Origin of the sequence: Spiroplasma endosymbiont of Polydrusus pterygomalis, from assembly GCF_964030635.1 — a bacterium.
Classification (GTDB): Bacteria; Bacillota_I; Bacilli_A; order Mycoplasmatales; family Mycoplasmataceae; genus Spiroplasma.
Genome location: NZ_OZ034909.1, coordinates 985,626 through 1,007,086, shown reverse-complemented (window position 1 = coordinate 1,007,086; position 21,461 = coordinate 985,626). Strand labels below are relative to the sequence as shown.

Below are 21,461 nucleotides of genomic sequence, written 5' to 3'. Positions count from 1 at the left end.
TTATTCTACTTTTTTAATTGCTTGACTATCCGCTGAAATAATTTTGACATTAAACGGACTTGGAAAAACAATTTGAACATTTTGAGCAATAATTTTAACAACAACCCCAATCCCAAATAATTCATGACTAACCGTATCATCTACTTTTCACGGGTTAGGAGGTTTAAAAGATGGTTCAACATTTTTGTTAAGATGAAAAGTTGTTCGGGCCTGTTTATCATTGTGGTTGTTATGAAAAATAGGACTTGGTTTTGCCTTCATTAATAATCTTTCACTATTAACTTTTTCATAAAAATCATCATTTAATTCTTTAATAAAACGCGATTCAAATCGTTCATTTCTGGTGGCAAATGAATATCCATCAGCATAACTTAAAAACAACAATTCTTTTGTTCTTGTAATCGCGACATATAAGGCTCGGCGTTCTTCTTCTAACGGTTCATGCCCCCCTTTGATGGCTTGCATGGTTGGAAAAATTCCTTCATTTAACCCAACAATAAAGACAACTTTTTTCTCTAATCCTTTGGCATTATGAATTGTCATTAAAGAAACAGTATTATCCGTTAAATTATCACTATCACTATCACTATCCGTTTGCAATGAAACCAGCTGTAAAAATTCACTTAATAATTCAACACCGTTTAAATTCTTATTTTGATTATCAAATTTAGTAACTGAAGCAATTAATTCTAAAATATTTTCTTCGCGTTCTTCTTCAAAATTATCCCGTAAGCGTTGTAAATAACCTGTTTTATCTAGGAGCAAGGTTAAAAAACTTCCCACTGTTTTGACTGTTGGTAATTCAGCAAGAGCAGTTAAAAACGCTGCTTGTAATTTACTTAAACTATGTTGGAACGTTACTGGTAACAAAGCAAATTGTTCAGTTAATAAGGTTGTAAACGTTATTTGCTGCTCTTTTAAAATTTGCATAATTTGTTCAATTGCTTTTGGGCCAATTTTTGGTGTCAATGATAAAGCCCGTTCGATTGCTAACGGATCATTATTCATAATTATCTTTAAAAAAGCAAGAGCATCTTTAATTTCTTTTCGTTCATAAAACTTAAAAGCTCCAAAAATAAGATATGAAACCCCATAGTCTGCCAGAGCAATTTCTAAATCCCGTGATAAATAATTAGACCGATATAAAATTAAGACATCATTATAACGATGATCTTCCGTTTTAATTAAGTCCTTAATTTTTCGCGCAATAAAATCACTTTCATCACTACTATTAATCCCATGATATAAAATTGGTAATTGTCCGGTTGCTTGAACAGTAAACAAATCCTTTTTAAAACGCTTTTTACTATGTTCAATCAATTTATTAGCTAAAGATAGAATATTTTGTGTTGAACGATAATTTTGGTTTAACACAATAGTTTGAGTAAGACTAAAATACTTATCAAAATTTAAAATTAAATCAATTTTTGCTCCACGTCATGAATAAATTGTTTGATCTGGATCTCCAAAAACAGTAATATTATGGTTATCTCCAACTAATCATTTAATAATATCAAATTGTAATTCATTGGTATCTTGAAACTCATCAACTAAAAAATAATCAAATCGTTTTTGTCATTTTTGTAACACTTCTAAATTATTTTTAAATAATTTATGCGTTAATAAAATTAAATCATTAAAGTCAACACTATTTATTTCCCGCAAACGATTTTCATAAAGTTGATAAACCGCTGCTCACCGTTTTTCATCACCAACAGCCGTAACTTTGGCATTCAGCGGACTAATAAAATAATTTTTTCAATTAGAAATAAAGTTCTTAACTTTTTTTGCTTCTTGAGCATCATATTTAACATTCAATGTTTTATAAATATTACGTAAAATATTTTCTTGATCTGCCATATCAATAATATTAAACTGGCGATCATAATTTAAATGAATAATATCTTCGCGTAAAATCCGCACACATAAGGCATGATAAGTTGCAATCATACAACGTTGTCCACTATCGCCAATTAAATCAACAATTCGTTCTTTCATTTCATTCGTTGCTTTGTTAGTAAATGTCACAGCGCAAATCCGTCTTGGTTCTAAATTAGAATAGCGGATTAAATATGCAATTTTATTAATAATAACCCGGGTTTTACCACTACCAGCTCCCGCAATAATCCGCACTGGGCCACTAATTGCTAAAACAGCTTCGCGTTGATTAGGATTTAAACTTTCAATAAATTCATTTGTCATAATATTCTTACTCTCTCTACAAACAATTCTATTTTACCTTATAATTCATCAATTTCTTTTAAAATTTCATCCGCAATATTCCCCGGTTGGTTCTCTGCTAAATGAACATGTTTGGTTTTTCTTGTAATTAATTCTTTGGGGGCTTTGGAGTTTTTTTTCACAACGGGTTTTCTCTTCACATTAAATAAATGAAAATGTTGATCAAATAAAATTTGATGATTCGGATTTAAGATTAAACCAAAGATTAACCCCAAATATCATAAAAAATAAATGGTTGTAACGATACGAATAATAATTAATGCAATTGGATTTTTATTACTTGTTCCAAACAGATTACTTAAACTAACTTTAAAAATTAGATTTAAAGTTAAATTTGTCAGTAAAACAACAAATCATGGTAAAAAAATAATAAATAATTCACGGGTGAAAATAACCTCTAATTTTAATTTCGCGGCGTTCGTAACTAATTTAATTTGACAACAAAACTTGCCAACTGTCTCCCCACCTCAAAAATAAGGAATAATAACAAAATATACGAAAAAAAGTAAAAAAGTAATACTAATAATTCCTATTGGTGCTCAAATTGTCTGCTTTTGATCTCAATATTTCATGGTCGAAGTTAACGTTAAGGGAATTAAACTCGCTAAAATAATATCTAAAAGACGAGCAAAAATAATCCGCATTGGCCGGGCTAATTGATGAATTTGATAGTCTTCCTCCTCGTTATTTTTTATCATCGTCGCAGCTAAACCATTCTTATCAACTTCTGAACAATTTTTTTTATTTTCTAATGTTTGCATAATTTATTTTGTATTTTCCAATTTTCAATTTTTAATATATCCTTTAATATCCGCAACAATTATTTTAAACCGAGGCTCTTTGATATCTTTAATATATTTATTTTTTAAAAAACTCTTATAACGACGCTCTAACTTATTCTCGGCACTATGAATAGCTTTAATTGACAATCTTTTATTCTTTTGTAAACTAACAATTTCTAAAAATGTTACTAAACAAAAGCGAAGAAAGGCATACTCTAATTCCTCTTTATATTCCCGGTATAAGTTTAAATCACGATATAAATTAAAAATATAAATTCATTGTTTAATTAAATCAAAAACACTATAGGTAACAACGTCTAAATCATAATCAACCAAAACATCTTTAATTGCTAAAAAACCACTCGTATAAACCAAGGAATTATAAATAAAGTAAGCATCAGTACGACGATAATCCAGTAAGGTTACATTTTTTTGTAAAATAAGTTTACGCCGGAAGATCTTGCTAAAAATAATACAATCAGTATATGCTAACACTTCCTTATTTGTTTTGGGAGATAATAAAACATCACATTTATTTCAAATTTCACTTGTTTCTTTGGAATTAGAATAATGCATACGAAATTCAACCATATCAATTTTTTTATGTTCCACTTGATATGTTGCAACCTTTTCTTTTAAAACAGCAACCGATGTTTTATGAATTGTTTGTCCTTCGTCAACAATCATGAAAAATTCCCCTTTGGCAGCAGCAATGGCGGTATTAATGCTATATGAAAAGCCTTGACTGCGCAAATTTGTAATTACTTGGATTTGTTTCCCCGATTTATAGAAACATTCATTCATAAATTCTAAGAGTGGTGATTTTGGTTGAAAGCCACTATCTTCAACAAAAATAATTTCATAATCATTAGTGGTTTGTTCATTAATTGAAATTAAAATCTTCATTAATTTTGTTTGATTATTTTGTGCTATGATCAGAAATGATAAAAACATGGTAATCCCCTTTCTCTTAATTCGGTACTTATAATCATTATAACATTTTAATTCCTTTTTAATACCTGAATTGTAAAATTAGATTGCGTTGCCAAAGTTGGGGAAAATAAAAAAGAAAGTTTTCAGTATAATTAAGTTTGAAAAAAATTAGAAAGAAAACTATCCTATGAATATTATAGCTAGAATCCAAGAGTTTTTAAACGAAAATAATAACTCTTTTATTGATTTAATTAATGAAATTAGCCCCAATATCCCTATTACAGCACTATTATCCTATTTAAACAATGAAATTAGTTCTGAAGCTTGAATACTATTTAAAAATATTTTTGAATATATTGATAACTATATTTTTAATAAGGACTGACGCAAAGCACGTTATATTCCAAAAGGATTTTATCAACGAACTTTGGTTTTTCATAATGGTGAAGTTACTTTTAAACGACGAAAATATATCTTAAAACCAGAATTTCAAGTGGCAAAAAAACCAAAAACGGTCTTTTTACTTGATATTCAATTAGGGATTGAAAGTTATCAGCGACTTTATTATGATTTTTCGTTAGAAATAATCAGCAAATTAGGCATAAATTTTAGTTATCAAGATATTTGTAATATGTATCGGAATGCTAACATAACAAAAAAACAATTTTTAACCTTATTAAACGGTTTGATATTAAACATTTGTTAGAACTAATGCTAGATGAACCAGATACAAAACTAAAACATGATGGGGTTATTTATATTGAAACCGATGAAGCATATCGCAATGCCATTAGTTATCAAATCAAAAAACGATTAAAAATTAAGAAAAGAATCCGTTTAACCGTCTTTCATACTGGTTATAAAGATCCTAAAACAATACGAAAAACAATGCATAATGTCAAATTTCTAGTAACAATGACTAATGAAGTTAAAAAAATTAACTCTAAAAAATACTGACAAGGAATTAAAGAATTTATTAACTTAAATTATGAATCACCCGAGACAGCTAAAATTATTGTGCTTGGTGATGGTGCACAATATATTTCAACGGTTGAAAAACACATCAATGTTGAATTTATCATTGATCGTTTCCATGTTATTAAAAAAATTAAAGATTGTCTCCGTGGTCCACGATATTATAAACGTTATTTATTTAATAAAATTAGAAAAGCAATTCTAAAATTAAACTTAAACAAGGTTACAAAATACCTTGAATGAGCTTATCAGCTTGTTAAAACCGAAGAAGCGAAAGGAAAGTTACAAGAAATATCTAATTATTTAAGAACATACTATGGAGCAATTCAAAAATGAGAATATCAAGAAAATATTGGTTGTCGCATTGAAAGTTATATTGCTCGAATTATTAAAGTAATGTTTCGTTCAAAACCAAAAATATTTAATGAAAAAACGATTTACAAAGTAATGTTATTAAAACAATTGACAGCTAATGGGATTAATCCCTTTCAAGAACTAACAGAAATTAAAAATCTTCAAGTAAAAAATGAACAAATTACTTGAAGATGAATATTTAAAAAGATGAATAATCCAGAAGTTAAACAATATAACTTACCAATATTCACCGCTTCTACATTATCAAATAATAAAACTCTTTTAAAGAAAATAGTTTATAATTATTATTAGAACTTAATGCTGAAAACTTTTCCCCAACATTTTACACGCTACCGTAAAATTAAATGGGACAGTTAAACAAATAAAAATATTGTGTTAAAATCCAAATTTAAAAAAGGAGAAATAACACAATAGACTTCTTGCGATACTAACAAAAATAAAAAAATTACAAATTAAAAAAATTAAATTAAACTTTAAAATAATCATTTTTAAAAATTTTAATTGCTTTTTAAGCATAAATAATCAGGTATCCGCAAGAAGTATAATGTTAAAATGAGGAATTATTTATAAAAATGCCAAATTGTAAAGTTAAGTGCAACTAAATTATTTTTCTAACCAAATATTCGATTGGCGAAAGATAATTTAGTATTTTTTTTGGTCTTTGGTTTAAAGACAATATAAATTTATGAACTGCATTTTTAGTAGTATTTGAAAAATTAAATTTTTTAGGAAATTTTTCTCTAATTAAACCATTAGTATTTTCATTAGTACCTCTTTGTCAGGGTTAATATGCATTAGCAAAATAAATTTTCACATTTAAATTTTTTTCAAGTTGTTGTCAATTAGCAAATTCTTTACCACGATCAAATGTTATAGTCTTAACAAGATTATTTGGAAGAATTGATAAATAATGGCTAATATTTTCGTTAATAACTTTAGTAGTTCTATTTTCAACTAATATTGCTAAAGTAAATCTTGATGTTCTTTCAACTAAAGTTATTAAACATGATTTACTTTTACCTCGTGATGATACTACGGTATCACCTTCTCAATGACCAAGAGTTACGCGATTATTAACATTAGCATTTCGTTCTTTAATTGATTTACCATTAAATTTACCCCGATTTTCTTGATATTTTCGTTTCTTACCTTTTCTTCTTAAATTTTTATTAGTAACTTTTTCAAGTAATCCAGAATAAATTCAATTGTAAATTGTTTTAAAACTAATAATTCATTCTTTATGAAAATTTTTAATTCTGCCATAAATTTGTTCGGGTGATCAACCTAATAATAATTTTTGTTGTACATATTTTACTAATTCTCTATTTTTAAACTTATGAAAATAAATATGTGATTGTTTTCTATTTTCTGCTTTATTTTGTGCAATTAATGAAAAATAATGATTATTATCTTTATTTCTATTAACTTCTCGAATAATAGTACTAATACTTCGATTAAGATTTTTAGCTATTTCACTAATTTTTATTTTAAACTTCAATTGATTCTCAATATAAATTCTTTCATCTATGCCAAGATGTTTATATCCCATATAAAAACTCCTTGCTTTATTTTTTCTAAAATAAACTTAGCATCATAAAATTTTTATATGATATTTTTTGCAATTTTATTTACTTGCACTTACAAGTATAATTCAGCAAAAGATAACATTAATGATATTTATAATTTAAAAATAGATGATTTTTATAAACAAGCAATTAATAAATTAGACATTTATGATGAAAATAATAACTTTAAAGAAAGTTGATATTTATTTAAAAATAATGAAATTATTAATAATAAAACATTAGAAAATTTAAATAAAATTTTAAATATTTGAAATAAAATTTCAGAAGAAATAAAACTTACCTTTGAAAAAGAAAAAATTACACTAGAATTAATTAAAAATTCTCCAATCGGTACTAAAATTATCAAAATAAATAATGAAGAATTTTATTTTATAAAAATAGAAAATAAAGAAAATCCTATAGAAAATTGGCTATTTTCCATATATGGTAATTGGGATGAAGAAAAAGTTTTTAAATTTATATATAATGCTGGTGCGATGGGGGGAAAAATAATAATTTCTTTTCCAAACAATGAAAATAATTGAAATTATATATCAAAATATAATATTTTTAATTGAAATGAATTCTTAGAATTAAAAAAATTTACAACAGAACCGCAACCAGAATTAAAAAATTTAGCGGATGTTAAAAAATATATTGAAAATATTAAAAATAAAAAAGATATTAAAAACAGAATTTTACCCATTATAAATAAAACTGCTAAATTAGATAAAAAAATTAATATATCTGATTATGCTAAACAAGAATTACAACAAAGCAAATATTCACATGCGATAGAATTTGATATTAATAAAAATACAAATATTTTAGATTTAAACAAAATAAAATTAGGAGATAAATTTATTCTATATTTTAATAACAAAGAATATGAAACAATATTATCCGCAATTCAATATGAAAATAACAAAAATACCATTCATTTAGTATTCGGAAAAGCAAGAATTAATTTTATTGACATGTTAAAAACAAAAAATATTTAATTTTAATGGACAATTTTAATTATTGACGGTATGATGACACACGACTAATGAGGTGAATGAAATTGGCAGTCATAGGAAAAACATTTAATAATCATAATATTGAAGCGGTAGATGACGCAAACATACAAAATTATTTTTTATCAAATAACACAGAAGACAAAGTTGGAATTATTAAAAACAATGAAAAAGTACTTTATACGCAAAATAATAATAAAATCACTTTTAATCAAAATTATATTTTAATTTATGGCAGATTATTAGAAATTGAAGAAAATACAGAAATAGAATTAATTCAACCCAGCAATCCAAATGAAACTTATTACGGATATGTAATAATAAAAGTTAATTTAGGACAATCTGATCCAGTTAATTTAGAAATTAAATACAATAACGGATCAAGTCCAAATTTACAAAATGACAATCTAATTAATAAAGAAAAGGGAATTTATGAAATAGCATTAATTAGTTATCAAGCAACATCAAATAATATTACAAATATTAAAGAATTATTAAATTACATTGAGACAGACCAGTTAATTAAAAATATTAAAAAAATTGAAGATATTAAGCAAGAATTTGATAAAAAAACAAAATATATTGAAACACAAATTAATAATGAAATTAATAAAATTAAAAGGAGATTTAATATTTAATGGAACAAGTCCTTGAAATTATTGCAATTATATTATCAGTTTTTACTGGCGGGGGTGCTGGTACAATGGCAATGTGATTAAATAAGAAAAATAAAAATATTAAAGAACAAAATGCCAGTCTTCAAAAAGAAAACGAAAACATTAAAAGCGAATTAAAAACAATCAATAAAGAAATATCAAATATACAAAATATAAACAATATTTATATTAAAGAATTTAACGAATTAAAAAGCGAAATTCAATTATCAATTTTACGAATTGAAACAAAACTAGATATTATGACCGTTAATTTCAACAACAAATTATCAAATAACAACGAAATAAATATCAAACAAAAACAAGGAGATAAGAAAAATGAAAAATAAAAAAATTAAACTATTCTTTTTAAAAATACTATACTGAACTATTCACGGATTAACATTAGGACTGCCGGTATTATTAGCACAATTTAATAAATTACTAATTAAATTAAAAGAAAAAATTAAAAAAGAATGTGATCAATTAGATGATGAAAAAATAGAAACAATAATTAAAAATAATGATGACGCAAAATAAATAAAGGAAATAAAAAAATGGGAATTAGAAAAATAACATTTGATAATGGCGGTATTGTTTTAGCAAAAGACCAAGCAACATTATACGATTTATTACTAAAACAACAAACAAAAACACTTTCACCTAATGGTGAAAATATATATCAAAATTCAACGGGTTTTTTAATCCAAAATGAAAGTGAAAAACTAAAATATACATATAAAACAACAGATGATGGTGTTGAATTTACTTTTAATTCGCAATTATATTTAAGTATTTGTGGTCGCATTATAAAATTAGAAAAAAATACAAAATATTCATTTGATTGAAATGATATAGAAAATAATGAAACTTATTATATGGTAATTAAAGTGGATTTAAATAAATAAGTAAAATTAATAAATGGTGAATTAAAAGAATTTGGCAATCCCGTTGAAGTAAAATTAATTAACATAAAAGAAAAATTAATTCAAGACAATTTAAATCAAAAACCCAAAGATGGTATTTATGAATTTCCATTAATAAGTTTTATAAAACAGTATAATCCAGATAATAGTTGAGAAATTAAAACCAAAGATGAAAGTACATATTTATTACCACTTTTAATGGAATCAAGTCATAACCCATCAAAACTATTGATAATAACCCAAAAAATAGAAGAAGAAAAAGAACTATTACAAGAAAAACAAAAACAAGTAAAAGATATTAAAAATTATTTAACAAATTTAGAATATAGAAAAACACAAGAATTAAAAGAACTTGAAACATATATTAAAAATAGCAGTGTTTATATTTGAGAACATTTAAAATTAATATCAAGTGTTTTAGGAGAAGGAGATACTGAAAAATGATACTTTGGTATTTTTAAAAAAAATAATAAATGAAATATTATTTTTTTAAAAATACCAAAGTATCATTTTTCAGTATCTCCTTCTCCTAAAACACTTGATATTAATTTTAAATAACTTCCTTGTGACGGTTTTTCTGCTTTACTATTATCACAAGCAATTAAATTACTACTTCCGCTAGTAATTAAACTAATTGTTCCTAAAATACTTAATATTTTTTTCATTTTTCTATTCATCTTCAATTATAAAATAACTACCAACAGTATTTGTAATAATTTTTCAACCATGGTTAGGATTAGATAAAAAATGATTATTTATTTCTTGAAAATGATTGTAAAGAATATTGATTAAATAATCAATATCATGATTAGTAATTGATCCGCCTCAACCACTATGATCTTCTCTGTGAAAATTAGTAATTTCTGATTTGATTTTATTTTTAAATTTTTGATAATTATTTGAATTTTCTTGATAAATTTGTTTAATTGGCATTGTGTAGATACAAGCTCCAAATTTGTATCTCTTGTTAAATTGATAATAACATTATTTAAAATAAATGCAACTATTTTTTAAAAAAAATAAATTATTTATAAATTGTTATTATTTTGAACATATTTTGACACACTAAAAAATAATTTATTAAATTTAATTAATAAAAATTTACTTAATATTTTGTAAAAATATTTCTTTTGCACTTACTCAGTTTAAACACGGTCGAAGTTTATCATTTATAACATCAACTACTCAATCTATTTTTTGTTGACTAACATTATTAAAATCAGTTCCTTTTTTAAATCAATGTCTAAATTCACCATTCATATATTCAATTAATGGTTTTTGTTGTGGTGAAGCAGGGTCACAAAAATAAACTTGTGTTTCAGCAAATATTTCCATTTCTCTTCATTTACTAAATTCTTTCCCACGGTCTGTTATTATTCCTTTCATTTTACCCATTAAATTATTACTTACAATCATATCTTTAAATTTTGTTAAAACCTCATTAGCGGTATGATTTTTTAATTTCATTACAAAGTAATTTTTACTTGATTGTTCTACTAAAACTAAACAACTAGATTGATGGTCTTTTCCAACTACGGTATCCATTTCAAATCAGCCAACATTAGATTGCTTATTTTCAATATCTAATATTGATTTAAAATTATTTAATTTACCACGATTATCATATTCCCCCTTTTTCTTATATTTTTTACCATGATGGCGTAAATTTTGTTTATTTAAACCGAATAATTTTAAGTCAATTCATTTATAAAAAGTTTTAACACAAGCAGGAAATTTAACACCAAACTTTATAAAATATCGATGAATAATTTGTGCTGGTGAATTATGAAGAATATTAAATCGTAAATTTAGTCATTCTTTTTGTTCTTCTGTGAATTTGGGGGGCTTTTTAATAGATTTTTTTCGTTTTTTTAAATAATCATTATGTGCTTTACCAACATCATAATCTTCTATATTTTTAAATCTATTAATTTCTCTTTTAACAGTATTAATATCTCTTCCCGTTTGCCTTGATATTTCAGATAAATTAATCGTTCCATTTTTCTTTTTGCAACTATCAGATAACAATAAATCCTTAATAAATCTTCGTTCGTCAAATTTTACATGTGTATAATCTTGCATATATTTGTACATCCATTTCTTTTGTTTAAATTCATTTATACACGAATTTTTAAAAAAAGGTATTGACAAATAATTTTAAAGATATATTATTATAATGTAACAAGTATCGAATTTGTATCTCTTTATGCTTGTATACTAAAATAAAAAGTAAATTACTTTACTTTTTTTTATTTTGATGTAAAATATAAATAATAAAAAAGAACCGCGATGGTTCTTTGTTACATTTTATAGTTATTAATTACTCTTTTATTTAATCATATTCATTAAATAATAGCAATTTTAGTATGCAAAAAGGAGTAAAAATGAAAGAATTTAATCCAAAAACAGCAAGTTTACGAACATTTTATCGTAAAATAGAGCAGTTTTGACGTGATAAATCACCTAATATCCCCTATACTTTGAATGATTTAACCAATAAATTAAATCTTTCTCGCAAGTGAAGATATGATAGTTACGCGAGCGAGAAGATAGTTCCTTTACTTGAAAAACAAGTTGATAAAATAGAAAGTGAGCTTATTAAACAAATGGTTAAAACGCCAGAAGGTACTAGGTTATATTGACAGCGTGCATTTAATTATAAATATTCACTGCAAGAAAAAGAACTTGAAAAAGAATTAAACTTAAATAATCAACAACCAATAATTGTTAATTTACAAACGGATATTAGAGATATTAAAAAAGAAACTGAAAATAATGCTTAATCATTTTACTTATTTATTAGAAACGCCTTATTGGTTATTACAAAATAGTAATATTGGTAATAAATATCCATTTGTTAAGAAATATGAATTAGTTAATGAAATTAATCAAATTGGAACACGATATAGCGGTAAGACTATATCAAATATTAAAATGTTTGGTGAATTATTAAAAATTAGTTTATTAATTAAAGAACCAATTTGTATAATTGCTAGTATGTATTGGAGTAAAGATTTAAAAGATAGTGTATTTCAAAATATATGAAATATGTTAGATGAAAATAATATTCCTTATAGTATTAATTTATCAAATTTTACTTTTACTTTATCAAATGGTAGCAAAATATATTGTAAAGGTTTACATTCACCAAGTCGAAAAGAAAAATTAAAAGCCTTTGCTGATTTGAATAAGTATAAATTAGTAATTGATTGAAGAGAAGAATGTGACCAATTTCAACAAAAAGATTTAAGTGATTTAGAGTTTGCTATTCGTGGTTATCAAAATAAAATAACAATTAATACGTGTAATCCTGAAAGTTTAAAAAGATATATTGTTGGTTATTGTAATGAATTATTATCTTTTAATGAAGAAATAATGCGTAGTAAATATGAACAAATTAAATATATTGAAAAATGAAATATGAAAATTATTATTCATTATTCTAGTTGAAGACTTAATTATAAATTACCACAAGATAAAGTTAATGAACAATTAAGATTAGAACAATTAGATATTGAAAGAGCAAGAGTATGGAGTTGAGGATTGCCCGGTAATACTAGTGGTTCAATTTTTGCAAGATATATTGATATTATGCAAGCAACAGATATTATTCAACCAACGAAATTATTAGGTGGTGTTGATATTGCTAACGCGACCAGTCCTAAGGGACATACAACATCAGCTAGTTTTTGACTATATAATTCATTTGATAAAAAAGCTTATAAAGCTTCTGAGTATACGCATTCAAATGCTACACAGCAATTTAAAACAGAATTAGAACAAGTAAAAGATATTTTAGAGTTTTATAACAATCAATTAAATCAATATTTTAATTTAATACAACAAGGTATATCAATAAATGTTGATGATAGTGCATATTCAACATTACAAAGTTTAAATAGAGAAAAATATAATTATACTTTTGGGCAATATATGACATTTAAACCAGCACAAAAACAGAAATTTAAAATAAGACATCGGATTGAAGCATTTACAATGTTAATAAATACAAACCAATTAAAATGATTATGAGAAAAATGTCCTGTCAGTAAAACCCAATATGAATTAATTCAATGAGAAGATAAACCAGATGCCAGAGAAGAACGAATGTTAGACTTATATGATGATACATTTGATAGTGATTTTTATGCTTTACATTTTGAATTAATACCAATGGTTAAACATAATAATTCAGCAGATTATAAATTATGACAACAAAGGGAGTGAATAACTTAATGAAAAAAGATATTTATGTAATCCATGATGAACGTGTAATAAATGCAAAAAGACCTTATATGTCTGTTTGTGGACAAGTTAAAAAAAGACTTTGTCAAGAATTAAAAAAAGATAATATCGCAATATGTAAATTAAATTTATATAACGAATATATTAAAAAATATCAAAAAGTTAAAGTATGTGTTCAAGTTTTAGCAAATGAGCCAAATTTATTAACAGTAAATATTATTAATTATGCACTTATCTTAAAATTAAAGGAGCAAAATAACCATGAATAATACTTTCCCTAGTTTACCAAACTTAAGTGATATTAATAGTGTTTTAAAATTTTATAATTATGATTGAACAATTAATTTAGCAAATATTATTGCTCGTCATCAAATGCGATTAATAAATGGTAAAGATATTTTATTTAAGTCTCATCGTAAAGACATTTTAGAAAAATTAAATTGATGATATGAAAATTATAAAATAAAAGAGAAATTAGATAAAAATGAATTAACAGCAAGTTTAATGGGTAAAACTATTTTCGGTTTATTAGAAACTAGTGATGGAAATATTGATTTATGAATTAACCCTTTTAACTTTACATCTCGTGTAAGTAAAATAAATGAAATTGAACAAGGAGCTGATATTTGATTAAATTATCATCAATCAGACAGTGGTTTTATTTTAAATTTAATTTGTACCAAAGATAAAATAGTTATTAAAGGTTGACCAAAAAATAACGAGGTAGTTGTTGGACAAAGTAAAACACAAATTAAAGATGATGTTAGACCTATTTTAGTTCAAGAATTTAAAAATAAATTAGGTATAGTACCTTTTTGAGAAATGATTAATGAACCTAATCCGTTGTTCTTATCAACTTCAACTACATTAAATCCATGACCTACGATGGCAAATTGTTATAAATTACAATTTGATTTAGAAGATAGTTTTAATATTAAATCAAAAGAACGATGAGCTAATCGTACGCACTGATATGGGGTATTAGATGATGGTTTAATGAATGCTTACAATATGGGAAATAAAAAAGCATTACAAGATGTATTTGATGATATTTTCATTCAATCAGGTCAAACGGCAGCAGATGGGACATCATCACAATCTTTACAAGTAGTACAAGGTGCACCAACATTAGAAACATATACCGAAGATCAAAAATCAATTATTGAGCAAGTATATTTAGCATGTCATTTTTCTAGTCCTTTTGGTGATAAATCAGATAATGACCAGAATAAAACACAGTCATTATTAACTAAAACAAAAGACTTAGAAAAACAAGCATATTTACAAGCATATCGTAAGCAATATTATACTAAGATGTTTGATACTGTTTTAAAATATTATGGTTTATGAGATGGTATTGGTGAACGACCTTATGGTTTTGATTTTATTAGTGCTAGTTTAGTTGACCAAATGCGACAAAATGAATTAATTACTGCTAGATTAGATAATGGCACAATGGAACCAATAAGAGCTATAACTGAATATGACAATATTGATGAATTAGAAGCAACAAAATATTTTGAGAAAGTAGAAGCATTACAAGATAAAATGCAAGCCAAAGAAATCGAACATAATAATAAATTACTAGAATATGATGAAACTGGTAATAATCAAAACGCCTTACAAGGTAGAACGGAAATAAAGGAGAATTAAAAAATGAGTAGAATTAACCCCGGGGTTATCGAAGAACTAAGAAGACAAGCCCACGATACTTTAATAGATATAAGAGAAAATATAAAAGATAATAGACATTGAATGGTATTTCCTTTTAATGTTTATAGTTCATATATTCCTGATACTGAAACAGGTTGAAAACCTAATAACGCAAAGCCTAGTGATTATGGTAGTTATTCAAGAATATTTGATAATATGGAAAGTACGATTGCTCAATGACAAGATAGTTTAAAAATAGTTCAAAAACATAAAGGTGAAGAAATTAATATCTTAACAATTGATGATTTTAGTAAACAATCAATTAATTCAACTATATGAGCAAATAATGAAACACCTTTCGCTATAAAATTAAAAGATGAAAATAATAATGTTTATTGAAAATTAATTGATGGTGAAAACATTTATGATATTAATAGAATGTTAGCATACTTAAAGCAATATAAATTAAGTTATTTTATTAATAATGATAATAAAGCCGATAATTTTTATACAAAAGATGTTAAGGTTGGTAAATATTGAGATGCTTATATGATTGATGATAGAAGTTCAATTCAATTTGGAGAAGCTAAATTTGAACAAGTATTTACCCAACAATCAACTGAAAGACAATATACTTTATTAATTTTAGATGAAGATGCAAGTAAATTAAATATTAATGATTATTATAATTTTTATACGGTTTTTAATGACCATGGATTAAATATTGGTGGTGGTAATATAAATATTGCGCCCCAAGATAGACAATGATTATATCCATCAAATGTTATTAATTATTATTCACCATGAGATGGTAGTTTTTTATGACAAGAAATTACCTTTTCAAGTATTAATGACAAAATTAGTAATAGTGGTTTATCAGTACGACAATTTATTCAAACAAGTGCCCCGGGCGAGGGTTGTTGTTTTCCTAAAATAACTTATGATGAGAAAACAAATAAAGGTATTGTTGAATTAGATGATATGTTATTAAAAGACCCCGGTGTTAGAGCAATGGCAGTTAAATTTTATGGTAATCCGATCTTTTTTGATATGCCCGTTATTGGCCGGCCAATTATTAAAGGTCAATTTAATCCAAAAGTAATGAATTCACGAGATTTATTAATGTATAACATGTATCCGTGTCCGCCTGATAAAGTAAATACTTATGCATCACCAGAAGTAAGTTGATATAACATTCAAGGGATTCAACCAACAATGATAACCGGTTATGAAAATTGAAAAAAAGATATGGAAAGTAGATATGATTTTTGAAAGCAAAAAAATAGTGAGGGTATTGTTATAACTGACCAAGAAAGTTCGACAGCTACCAATCCTACTGTTGGAAAAACAATTAAAGAAGAAAATAATGACTCTAAATTTTATTGGTCTAAAAATTGAAAAATAATGCCACCAAGTCAAATAAAAGTAAATAGTGGTGACGTTAATAATATTATTAGTACCCAAGCATCATCATATTTTAGAAGAAAAGATGAATTTGGTAATACTGTTGGTAGTGTTCAAATTGAATACAATAAAATGGGTTCATGTAATGTTTGAGATATTTTAAATATGAATAATTTTATTAATCGCCAAATAACAGTATTACCTTTAAACTATACTCAAAAGTTAGTTTTTAATCCTTTTACGATACCAGGCGGAGTTGGTAAATTCTTAAACTTTATTTCGTTTGGTATTCCTTGGGGCTGAGTTATTAATCAAGATGAAAAAACTTGACCTAATTTTCAATGACTTAATGGCTTTATGAGTGCTAATATTTATAGTTTTTATAATGATGCTTTTTGGTCTGAAAACTCAAAAGGTAAATGTTATTTACCTTTTGAAATATTTAGAGAACAAGGCAATGATAAAGTTGGTGCTATTTTTGGAGCAAATGCCACTAGCTTCGGATTTACTACTTTATTAACTGATAAAATACAAGGTACTGTTTTAACTAAGGGTGGTAAACCAACAAATAATATAGTTTATTCAACATATAATCTAAAACAATTAAATCAAAAAACTAACCGAATTTATTTAATTAATGAACTTACAACAGCAGTAGATGCTCAAACACCAGTTAGTGACGGTGAAGAAGATAATGATTGTGAATTCTTACAAACACCTGATGGGACAAATTGTAGTTATATAATTGATATGTTTTCAATCCAAGCATTATATAAAGGTAATTTTGAAATTATCTTTTATGCTGATAATCCTTATACCAATAATGAAGAAGATTATTTAAGATTATCAGTATGAAGTTTTCGTGGTAAAACAAAAAGTACATTAAATAATTATTTACGTGACATGACAACTAATTATAAAACTAGTTTTTTATTACCACATGATTATGAAATACCAACATTTAATTATCCACAGTATGTTCTGCCACCCTCTACTGAAGAACCACCAGGAAATAGTAATTGAAAATTAATATTAAATTATTATTCTGAATTTTCAGATTTATCATTAAACAAAATCAATATTAATAATATGTGATATATTGCTAGTATAAAAAAAGATGATAATACTTATTATCTTAAAAAATTTAAAAATGATCATAAAAATATTACGGGCAATCATTGAAATAATGCGATTGCAATTAATCATGAATGATTTAATGTTCCAGCTTTTTATAAATGGAAATTAAAAACAGAACCAATTTGATTACCTAAAATTAATAAAAACACTGGTGAATTATTTTTTTGAACTAATTAATATTATCTAATTTTATTTTTTTATTTGATTATTTTATTTAATTTTGTAAAAAATAACTGATAAACTACAAAACCTTATTGAATAATAAGGTTTTGTAAAATACAATTTTATAGAACTTAAACTTTTTTATTAACAACAAATTTCAAAAAAAATAAAGGGAATGAAAGCTATTTAATTAAATAACTACATTCCTTTTAATTTTTTCAATCAATAATTTTACCTGTAATATTATTAATTTTAGGTAATCAAATTGGTTCTGTTTTTAATTTCCATTTATAAAAAGCTGGAACATTAAATCATTCATGATTAATTGCAATCGCATTATTTCAATGATTGCCCGTAATATTTTTATGATCATTTTTAAATTTTTTAAGATAATAAGTATTATCATCTTTTTTTATACTAGCAATATATCACATATTATTAATATTGATTTTGTTTAATGATAAATCTGAAAATTCAGAATAATAATTTAATATTAATTTTCAATTACTATTTCCTGGTGGTTCTTCATGTTTTATTTTAGGTTCTTTTGGTTCGTTATTTTTACTATTTCCATTATTATCCGATTTATCACAAGCCACTAAACTTGTTGTACTTGTTCCCATTAAACTGATTGTTACTAAAAAACTTAATATCTTTTTCATTTTTAACAAAAATATATTTTTCTTTTACAGTTTATTAATTTAATTAAATCTTTCTTCAGCAGTTAAATCTATAGTAATAGTATTTAAAAAATCTAATCTTTTTATTTTAATTTTAAGATTTTCATTTTCTTGTTCTTGTTTTTTAATTTGATTATTTTTTTCTTCATAGGAGTTTAAAAAATTAAATCTTTCTTCAAGTATTTTATTTACAAGTTCTTTTTTATCTAATAAATATAATTTAGCATTATCTTCTAATTTTTTAATTTCTTCTGTTTTAAGTTTTAATTCATTTTCAAATTTTACTTTTTCTTGTAAAATGATATCAATTTCAGATTTTAAAACTTGTTTATCTTTTTCTAGTTGTTTATTTTCATTTTCAATTTCATTGATTTTAATTTTAGTTTCATTAATTAATTTTTCATTTTCAGATTTTAAATTTATATAATTTTGTTTACTTTCTATCAAAATTTCTTTTAAATCACTATATTTTTCAATTTGATCTTCTAATTTTTTTATTTTATTTGCATATTCAATAACTTTGTCAATATATTTTCCGTTAATAATAGTAAGTTCGTTTATTTTTTGTTTATTATCTTCTGTTTTTTCAAAAACTTTATTAAGTTTTATATTTTTAATTTCCAAGTCTTTTTCTGATTTTGTTTTATTTTTAAGAAGATAATTTAATTTATTTTGAATATCTTTTTTAGATTTTTTAAAATTTTCTAATTCTTGTTCTAACTTAATTTTATTTTGTTTAAAATCAAATAATTCTTTATTTTTACTATTTAATTGATTTTTTAAATCTTTTATTTGTAAATTTAAATCAATTATTTCATTTTTATTATTTTTAATTAAACTATCGTTTTTTAACTTTAATTCTTCTAATTCTGTTTTAAGTTGATTAATTTGAATTTCTTTTTTATTTATTATATATTTTAAATTTTTATTTAAATCTTTATATATATAAACCCCTGAATTTAAAAGAGTTGTTCCAAAATAAATATTATCATTATTATCTACAGTTATTGATCTTGATGCGGGTGTTGCTATTTTTGTTATTTTATTTTTTTCTTGATTAAATACAAAAATACCCTTTCTATCATCTTCTTCTCATATTGAAAAATACATTTTATTATTTAAATCAACTGAAATTGATATAACATGTCCATCACAAATAATATGTTTAATAATCTTGAAATCTTTTAATATATAAATATTATTTGTACCGCCAATATAAACACAGTTATCTTTATCATTAAATCAGATAAATCCTACATATTGTGCAGGAATATCAAGAGCCACAGGATTTGTTTCTCCTTTCTTAAAAACATATATTTTTTCGTTAGCTCACAAACCAAAATACAAATTATCATCTTTATCAATTGCTAATGCAACAATATTTATACTAATATTATTATATTTTGTTAAATTATTATTTTCTCATTTAAATAACCCTCTTTGTCATATTGCAAAATGACATACATTATTGCTATCAATGGTTATTCATCTAACATCTCCTTCAGTTCCGTTTATTTTTGTTGCAATTTTTTCATTTGATTTTAATAAATAAACTCCTTGTTGTGTAGCAAAATATACGTCATTATTTTTATTAAAAGTAATTGATCAAACACTTGCGTTTGGTATTCCATCAATTTTTGTTAACTTACTTTCCTTTAAATTATAAATAAACGCCCCTAAACTTACACATCCTAAGTAAAGCTCATTATAATTTTTTTCATTAAAAACTACAAAGTAAATATTATAACCTAATAATTTTTCTATTTTCTCAATATTTAAATCGTCATTAATACTTCTTTTATTTTTTAAATAATTAATTTTACTATTTAATTTTTCTTCTTTTTGATAAGGACTAGCGGCAATTGTTGTTGGTACAGCACTTCCTCCAATTGTTAACACACTTAATAAACTAAGTAATTTTTTCATACTTGTTTTTCTCCTTTTATTAATCTTGAAACTTTTTATCAAGATCTACTCCCAGTGTATATATATATATATATATATACAAGCAAAATTAGTAATTATTTTAAAAACTTTTATCTTGTTAAAAAGCTATTATTACGAGTTTTAAGACCTAAAATAGTAATAAAATATATTAAGTTTAGTATTTTATGTATAAAAAGTATTGTATTAGTAAAATAATAGTATATAATGAAGGCATAGGTTTAATCTTTTTCCGTAAAAAAGAGTTACGCTGACTTGTTAATCGGACAAGGATAAAAAAAGAGGAGTTTATAAAATGGCACTTACAAAAGAACAATTAATCGAACAAGGTTTAAGTGAAGAAATTGCAGAAAATATCTTAAATCAGTTTAATAATGAAGCAAAACAAATTAGAGAAAGTGTGCAAAAACGCGAAGATGTTATATCAAAAGAAGACTTTATTAAATTATATAATGAATTAGATGAATTAAAAGCCTTTAAAGATGTTCCATCTACTAAAATTGAAGATATTAAAACTAATTTAGAAAAAGTTAGTGGCAATTCTTTATCTGAAAAAATGCAAACTTTAAAAGAATTAAAACCTGATTTGTTTGTGCAAGAACAACCATCAGTTTCACCAACTAATTTTATTAAAGATATGATTGAAAATTCGGTTGAAAATAAAAATGATGAAATTGAAACTATTAAAGAAAAAGGAGCATATACTCCAGAAGAAATTAAGAAATTAACTGATTATACACTTAAAAACCTTAGATAATAAGGGAGTGAAA

At 24.4% G+C, this 21,461-nt stretch carries 22 protein-coding genes; 14 read left to right on the top strand and 8 right to left on the bottom strand.

Annotation, left to right across the window (positions count from 1 at the left end; all coding sequences use genetic code 4):
• The 3 genes from ACQH23_RS06495 to ACQH23_RS06485 are packed head-to-tail and all read right to left on the bottom strand — an operon-like array spanning position 1 to position 3,977.
• On the bottom strand, positions 1-2,202 hold the full coding sequence (locus ACQH23_RS06495; protein ID WP_425377696.1) for an ATP-dependent helicase: 2,202 nt from the start codon (positions 2,200-2,202) through the stop codon (positions 1-3).
• A 38-nt stretch (positions 2,203-2,240) separates the two neighbouring features.
• Complete coding sequence (locus tag ACQH23_RS06490) at positions 2,241-3,002, bottom strand: RDD family protein (RefSeq protein WP_425377695.1); 762 nt, start codon at positions 3,000-3,002, stop codon at positions 2,241-2,243.
• 3 nt (positions 3,003-3,005) lie between these two features.
• Positions 3,006-3,977, bottom strand: a complete 972-nt coding sequence (locus ACQH23_RS06485; protein ID WP_425377694.1) for a glycosyltransferase — start codon at positions 3,975-3,977, stop codon at positions 3,006-3,008.
• A 166-nt stretch (positions 3,978-4,143) separates the two neighbouring features.
• On the opposite strand from ACQH23_RS06485, the gene ACQH23_RS06480 reads away from it, so the two are divergent.
• Together ACQH23_RS06480 and ACQH23_RS06475 are read left to right on the top strand one after the other, a co-directional pair.
• Entirely contained in the window at positions 4,144-4,662 is a 519-nt protein-coding gene (locus ACQH23_RS06480; protein WP_425377693.1) for a UPF0236 family transposase-like protein, read from the top strand.
• A 5-nt stretch (positions 4,663-4,667) separates the two neighbouring features.
• Positions 4,668-5,597, top strand: a complete 930-nt coding sequence (locus ACQH23_RS06475) for a UPF0236 family transposase-like protein (protein ID WP_425377692.1) — start codon at positions 4,668-4,670, stop codon at positions 5,595-5,597.
• Between the two features lie 493 nt (positions 5,598-6,090).
• Here the strand turns inward: ACQH23_RS06475 and ACQH23_RS06470 are convergent, their stop codons facing one another.
• The gene (locus tag ACQH23_RS06470) at positions 6,091-6,855 is read right to left on the bottom strand and encodes an IS30 family transposase (protein ID WP_425377691.1); all 765 of its coding nucleotides are present in this window, start codon (positions 6,853-6,855) and stop codon (positions 6,091-6,093) included.
• Positions 6,856-6,912: 57 nt separating this feature from the next.
• Between ACQH23_RS06470 and ACQH23_RS06465 the strand changes: the two genes are divergently transcribed.
• The 6 genes from ACQH23_RS06465 to ACQH23_RS06440 all read left to right on the top strand — a co-directional run bounded on the left by ACQH23_RS06465 (position 6,913) and on the right by ACQH23_RS06440 (position 10,024).
• Positions 6,913-7,872: a hypothetical protein gene (locus tag ACQH23_RS06465; RefSeq protein ID WP_425377690.1), complete on the top strand. Its 960-nt coding sequence runs from the start codon at positions 6,913-6,915 to the stop codon at positions 7,870-7,872.
• 62 nt (positions 7,873-7,934) lie between these two features.
• Positions 7,935-8,525 (top strand): hypothetical protein, encoded by a 591-nt coding sequence (locus ACQH23_RS06460; RefSeq protein WP_425377689.1) that lies wholly within the window; start codon positions 7,935-7,937, stop codon positions 8,523-8,525.
• Positions 8,525-8,890: a hypothetical protein gene (locus tag ACQH23_RS06455; RefSeq protein WP_425377688.1), complete on the top strand. Its 366-nt coding sequence runs from the start codon at positions 8,525-8,527 to the stop codon at positions 8,888-8,890. The genes ACQH23_RS06460 and ACQH23_RS06455 overlap by 1 nt, the downstream gene beginning before the upstream one ends.
• A complete protein-coding gene (locus ACQH23_RS06450; protein ID WP_425377687.1) occupies positions 8,880-9,080 on the top strand; it encodes a hypothetical protein in 201 nt (66 codons plus the stop codon). Before ACQH23_RS06455 ends, ACQH23_RS06450 begins: the two co-directional genes overlap by 11 nt.
• A gap of 17 nt (positions 9,081-9,097) precedes the next feature.
• A complete protein-coding gene (locus tag ACQH23_RS06445; RefSeq protein WP_425377686.1) occupies positions 9,098-9,448 on the top strand; it encodes a hypothetical protein in 351 nt (116 codons plus the stop codon).
• Between the two features lie 216 nt (positions 9,449-9,664).
• Positions 9,665-10,024 (top strand): hypothetical protein, encoded by a 360-nt coding sequence (locus tag ACQH23_RS06440; protein ID WP_425379352.1) that lies wholly within the window; start codon positions 9,665-9,667, stop codon positions 10,022-10,024.
• Between the two features lie 111 nt (positions 10,025-10,135).
• Here the strand turns inward: ACQH23_RS06440 and ACQH23_RS06435 are convergent, their stop codons facing one another.
• Positions 10,136-10,399: a hypothetical protein gene (locus ACQH23_RS06435; protein ID WP_425377685.1), complete on the bottom strand. Its 264-nt coding sequence runs from the start codon at positions 10,397-10,399 to the stop codon at positions 10,136-10,138.
• Between the two features lie 168 nt (positions 10,400-10,567).
• A complete protein-coding gene (locus tag ACQH23_RS06430; RefSeq protein WP_425377684.1) occupies positions 10,568-11,548 on the bottom strand; it encodes an IS30 family transposase in 981 nt (326 codons plus the stop codon).
• A gap of 302 nt (positions 11,549-11,850) precedes the next feature.
• Here ACQH23_RS06430 and ACQH23_RS06425 point away from each other — a divergent pair, with 302 nt between their 5' ends.
• Genes ACQH23_RS06425 through ACQH23_RS06405 form a run of 5 tightly spaced genes read left to right on the top strand, consistent with a single transcriptional unit; the run spans position 11,851 to position 18,082 of the window.
• Positions 11,851-12,249, top strand: coding sequence for a hypothetical protein (locus tag ACQH23_RS06425; protein WP_425377651.1), 399 nt, complete (start codon positions 11,851-11,853; stop codon positions 12,247-12,249).
• Positions 12,242-13,702 (top strand): PBSX family phage terminase large subunit, encoded by a 1,461-nt coding sequence (locus ACQH23_RS06420; protein WP_425377683.1) that lies wholly within the window; start codon positions 12,242-12,244, stop codon positions 13,700-13,702. Before ACQH23_RS06425 ends, ACQH23_RS06420 begins: the two co-directional genes overlap by 8 nt.
• Complete coding sequence (locus ACQH23_RS06415; protein ID WP_253301740.1) at positions 13,702-13,980, top strand: hypothetical protein; 279 nt, start codon at positions 13,702-13,704, stop codon at positions 13,978-13,980. Before ACQH23_RS06420 ends, ACQH23_RS06415 begins: the two co-directional genes overlap by 1 nt.
• Complete coding sequence (locus ACQH23_RS06410) at positions 13,973-15,364, top strand: hypothetical protein (RefSeq protein ID WP_425377682.1); 1,392 nt, start codon at positions 13,973-13,975, stop codon at positions 15,362-15,364. Before ACQH23_RS06415 ends, ACQH23_RS06410 begins: the two co-directional genes overlap by 8 nt.
• Before the next feature lie 3 nt (positions 15,365-15,367).
• Positions 15,368-18,082, top strand: a complete 2,715-nt coding sequence (locus ACQH23_RS06405; RefSeq protein ID WP_425377681.1) for a hypothetical protein — start codon at positions 15,368-15,370, stop codon at positions 18,080-18,082.
• Between the two features lie 194 nt (positions 18,083-18,276).
• Here the strand turns inward: ACQH23_RS06405 and ACQH23_RS06400 are convergent, their stop codons facing one another.
• Entirely contained in the window at positions 18,277-18,729 is a 453-nt protein-coding gene (locus ACQH23_RS06400; protein WP_425377680.1) for a hypothetical protein, read from the bottom strand.
• 39 nt (positions 18,730-18,768) lie between these two features.
• Positions 18,769-20,673, bottom strand: a complete 1,905-nt coding sequence (locus tag ACQH23_RS06395) for a hypothetical protein (protein ID WP_425377679.1) — start codon at positions 20,671-20,673, stop codon at positions 18,769-18,771.
• Between the two features lie 313 nt (positions 20,674-20,986).
• Here ACQH23_RS06395 and ACQH23_RS06390 point away from each other — a divergent pair, with 313 nt between their 5' ends.
• On the top strand, positions 20,987-21,448 hold the full coding sequence (locus ACQH23_RS06390) for a hypothetical protein (RefSeq protein WP_425377678.1): 462 nt from the start codon (positions 20,987-20,989) through the stop codon (positions 21,446-21,448).
• Positions 21,449-21,461: the final 13 nt, after the last annotated feature.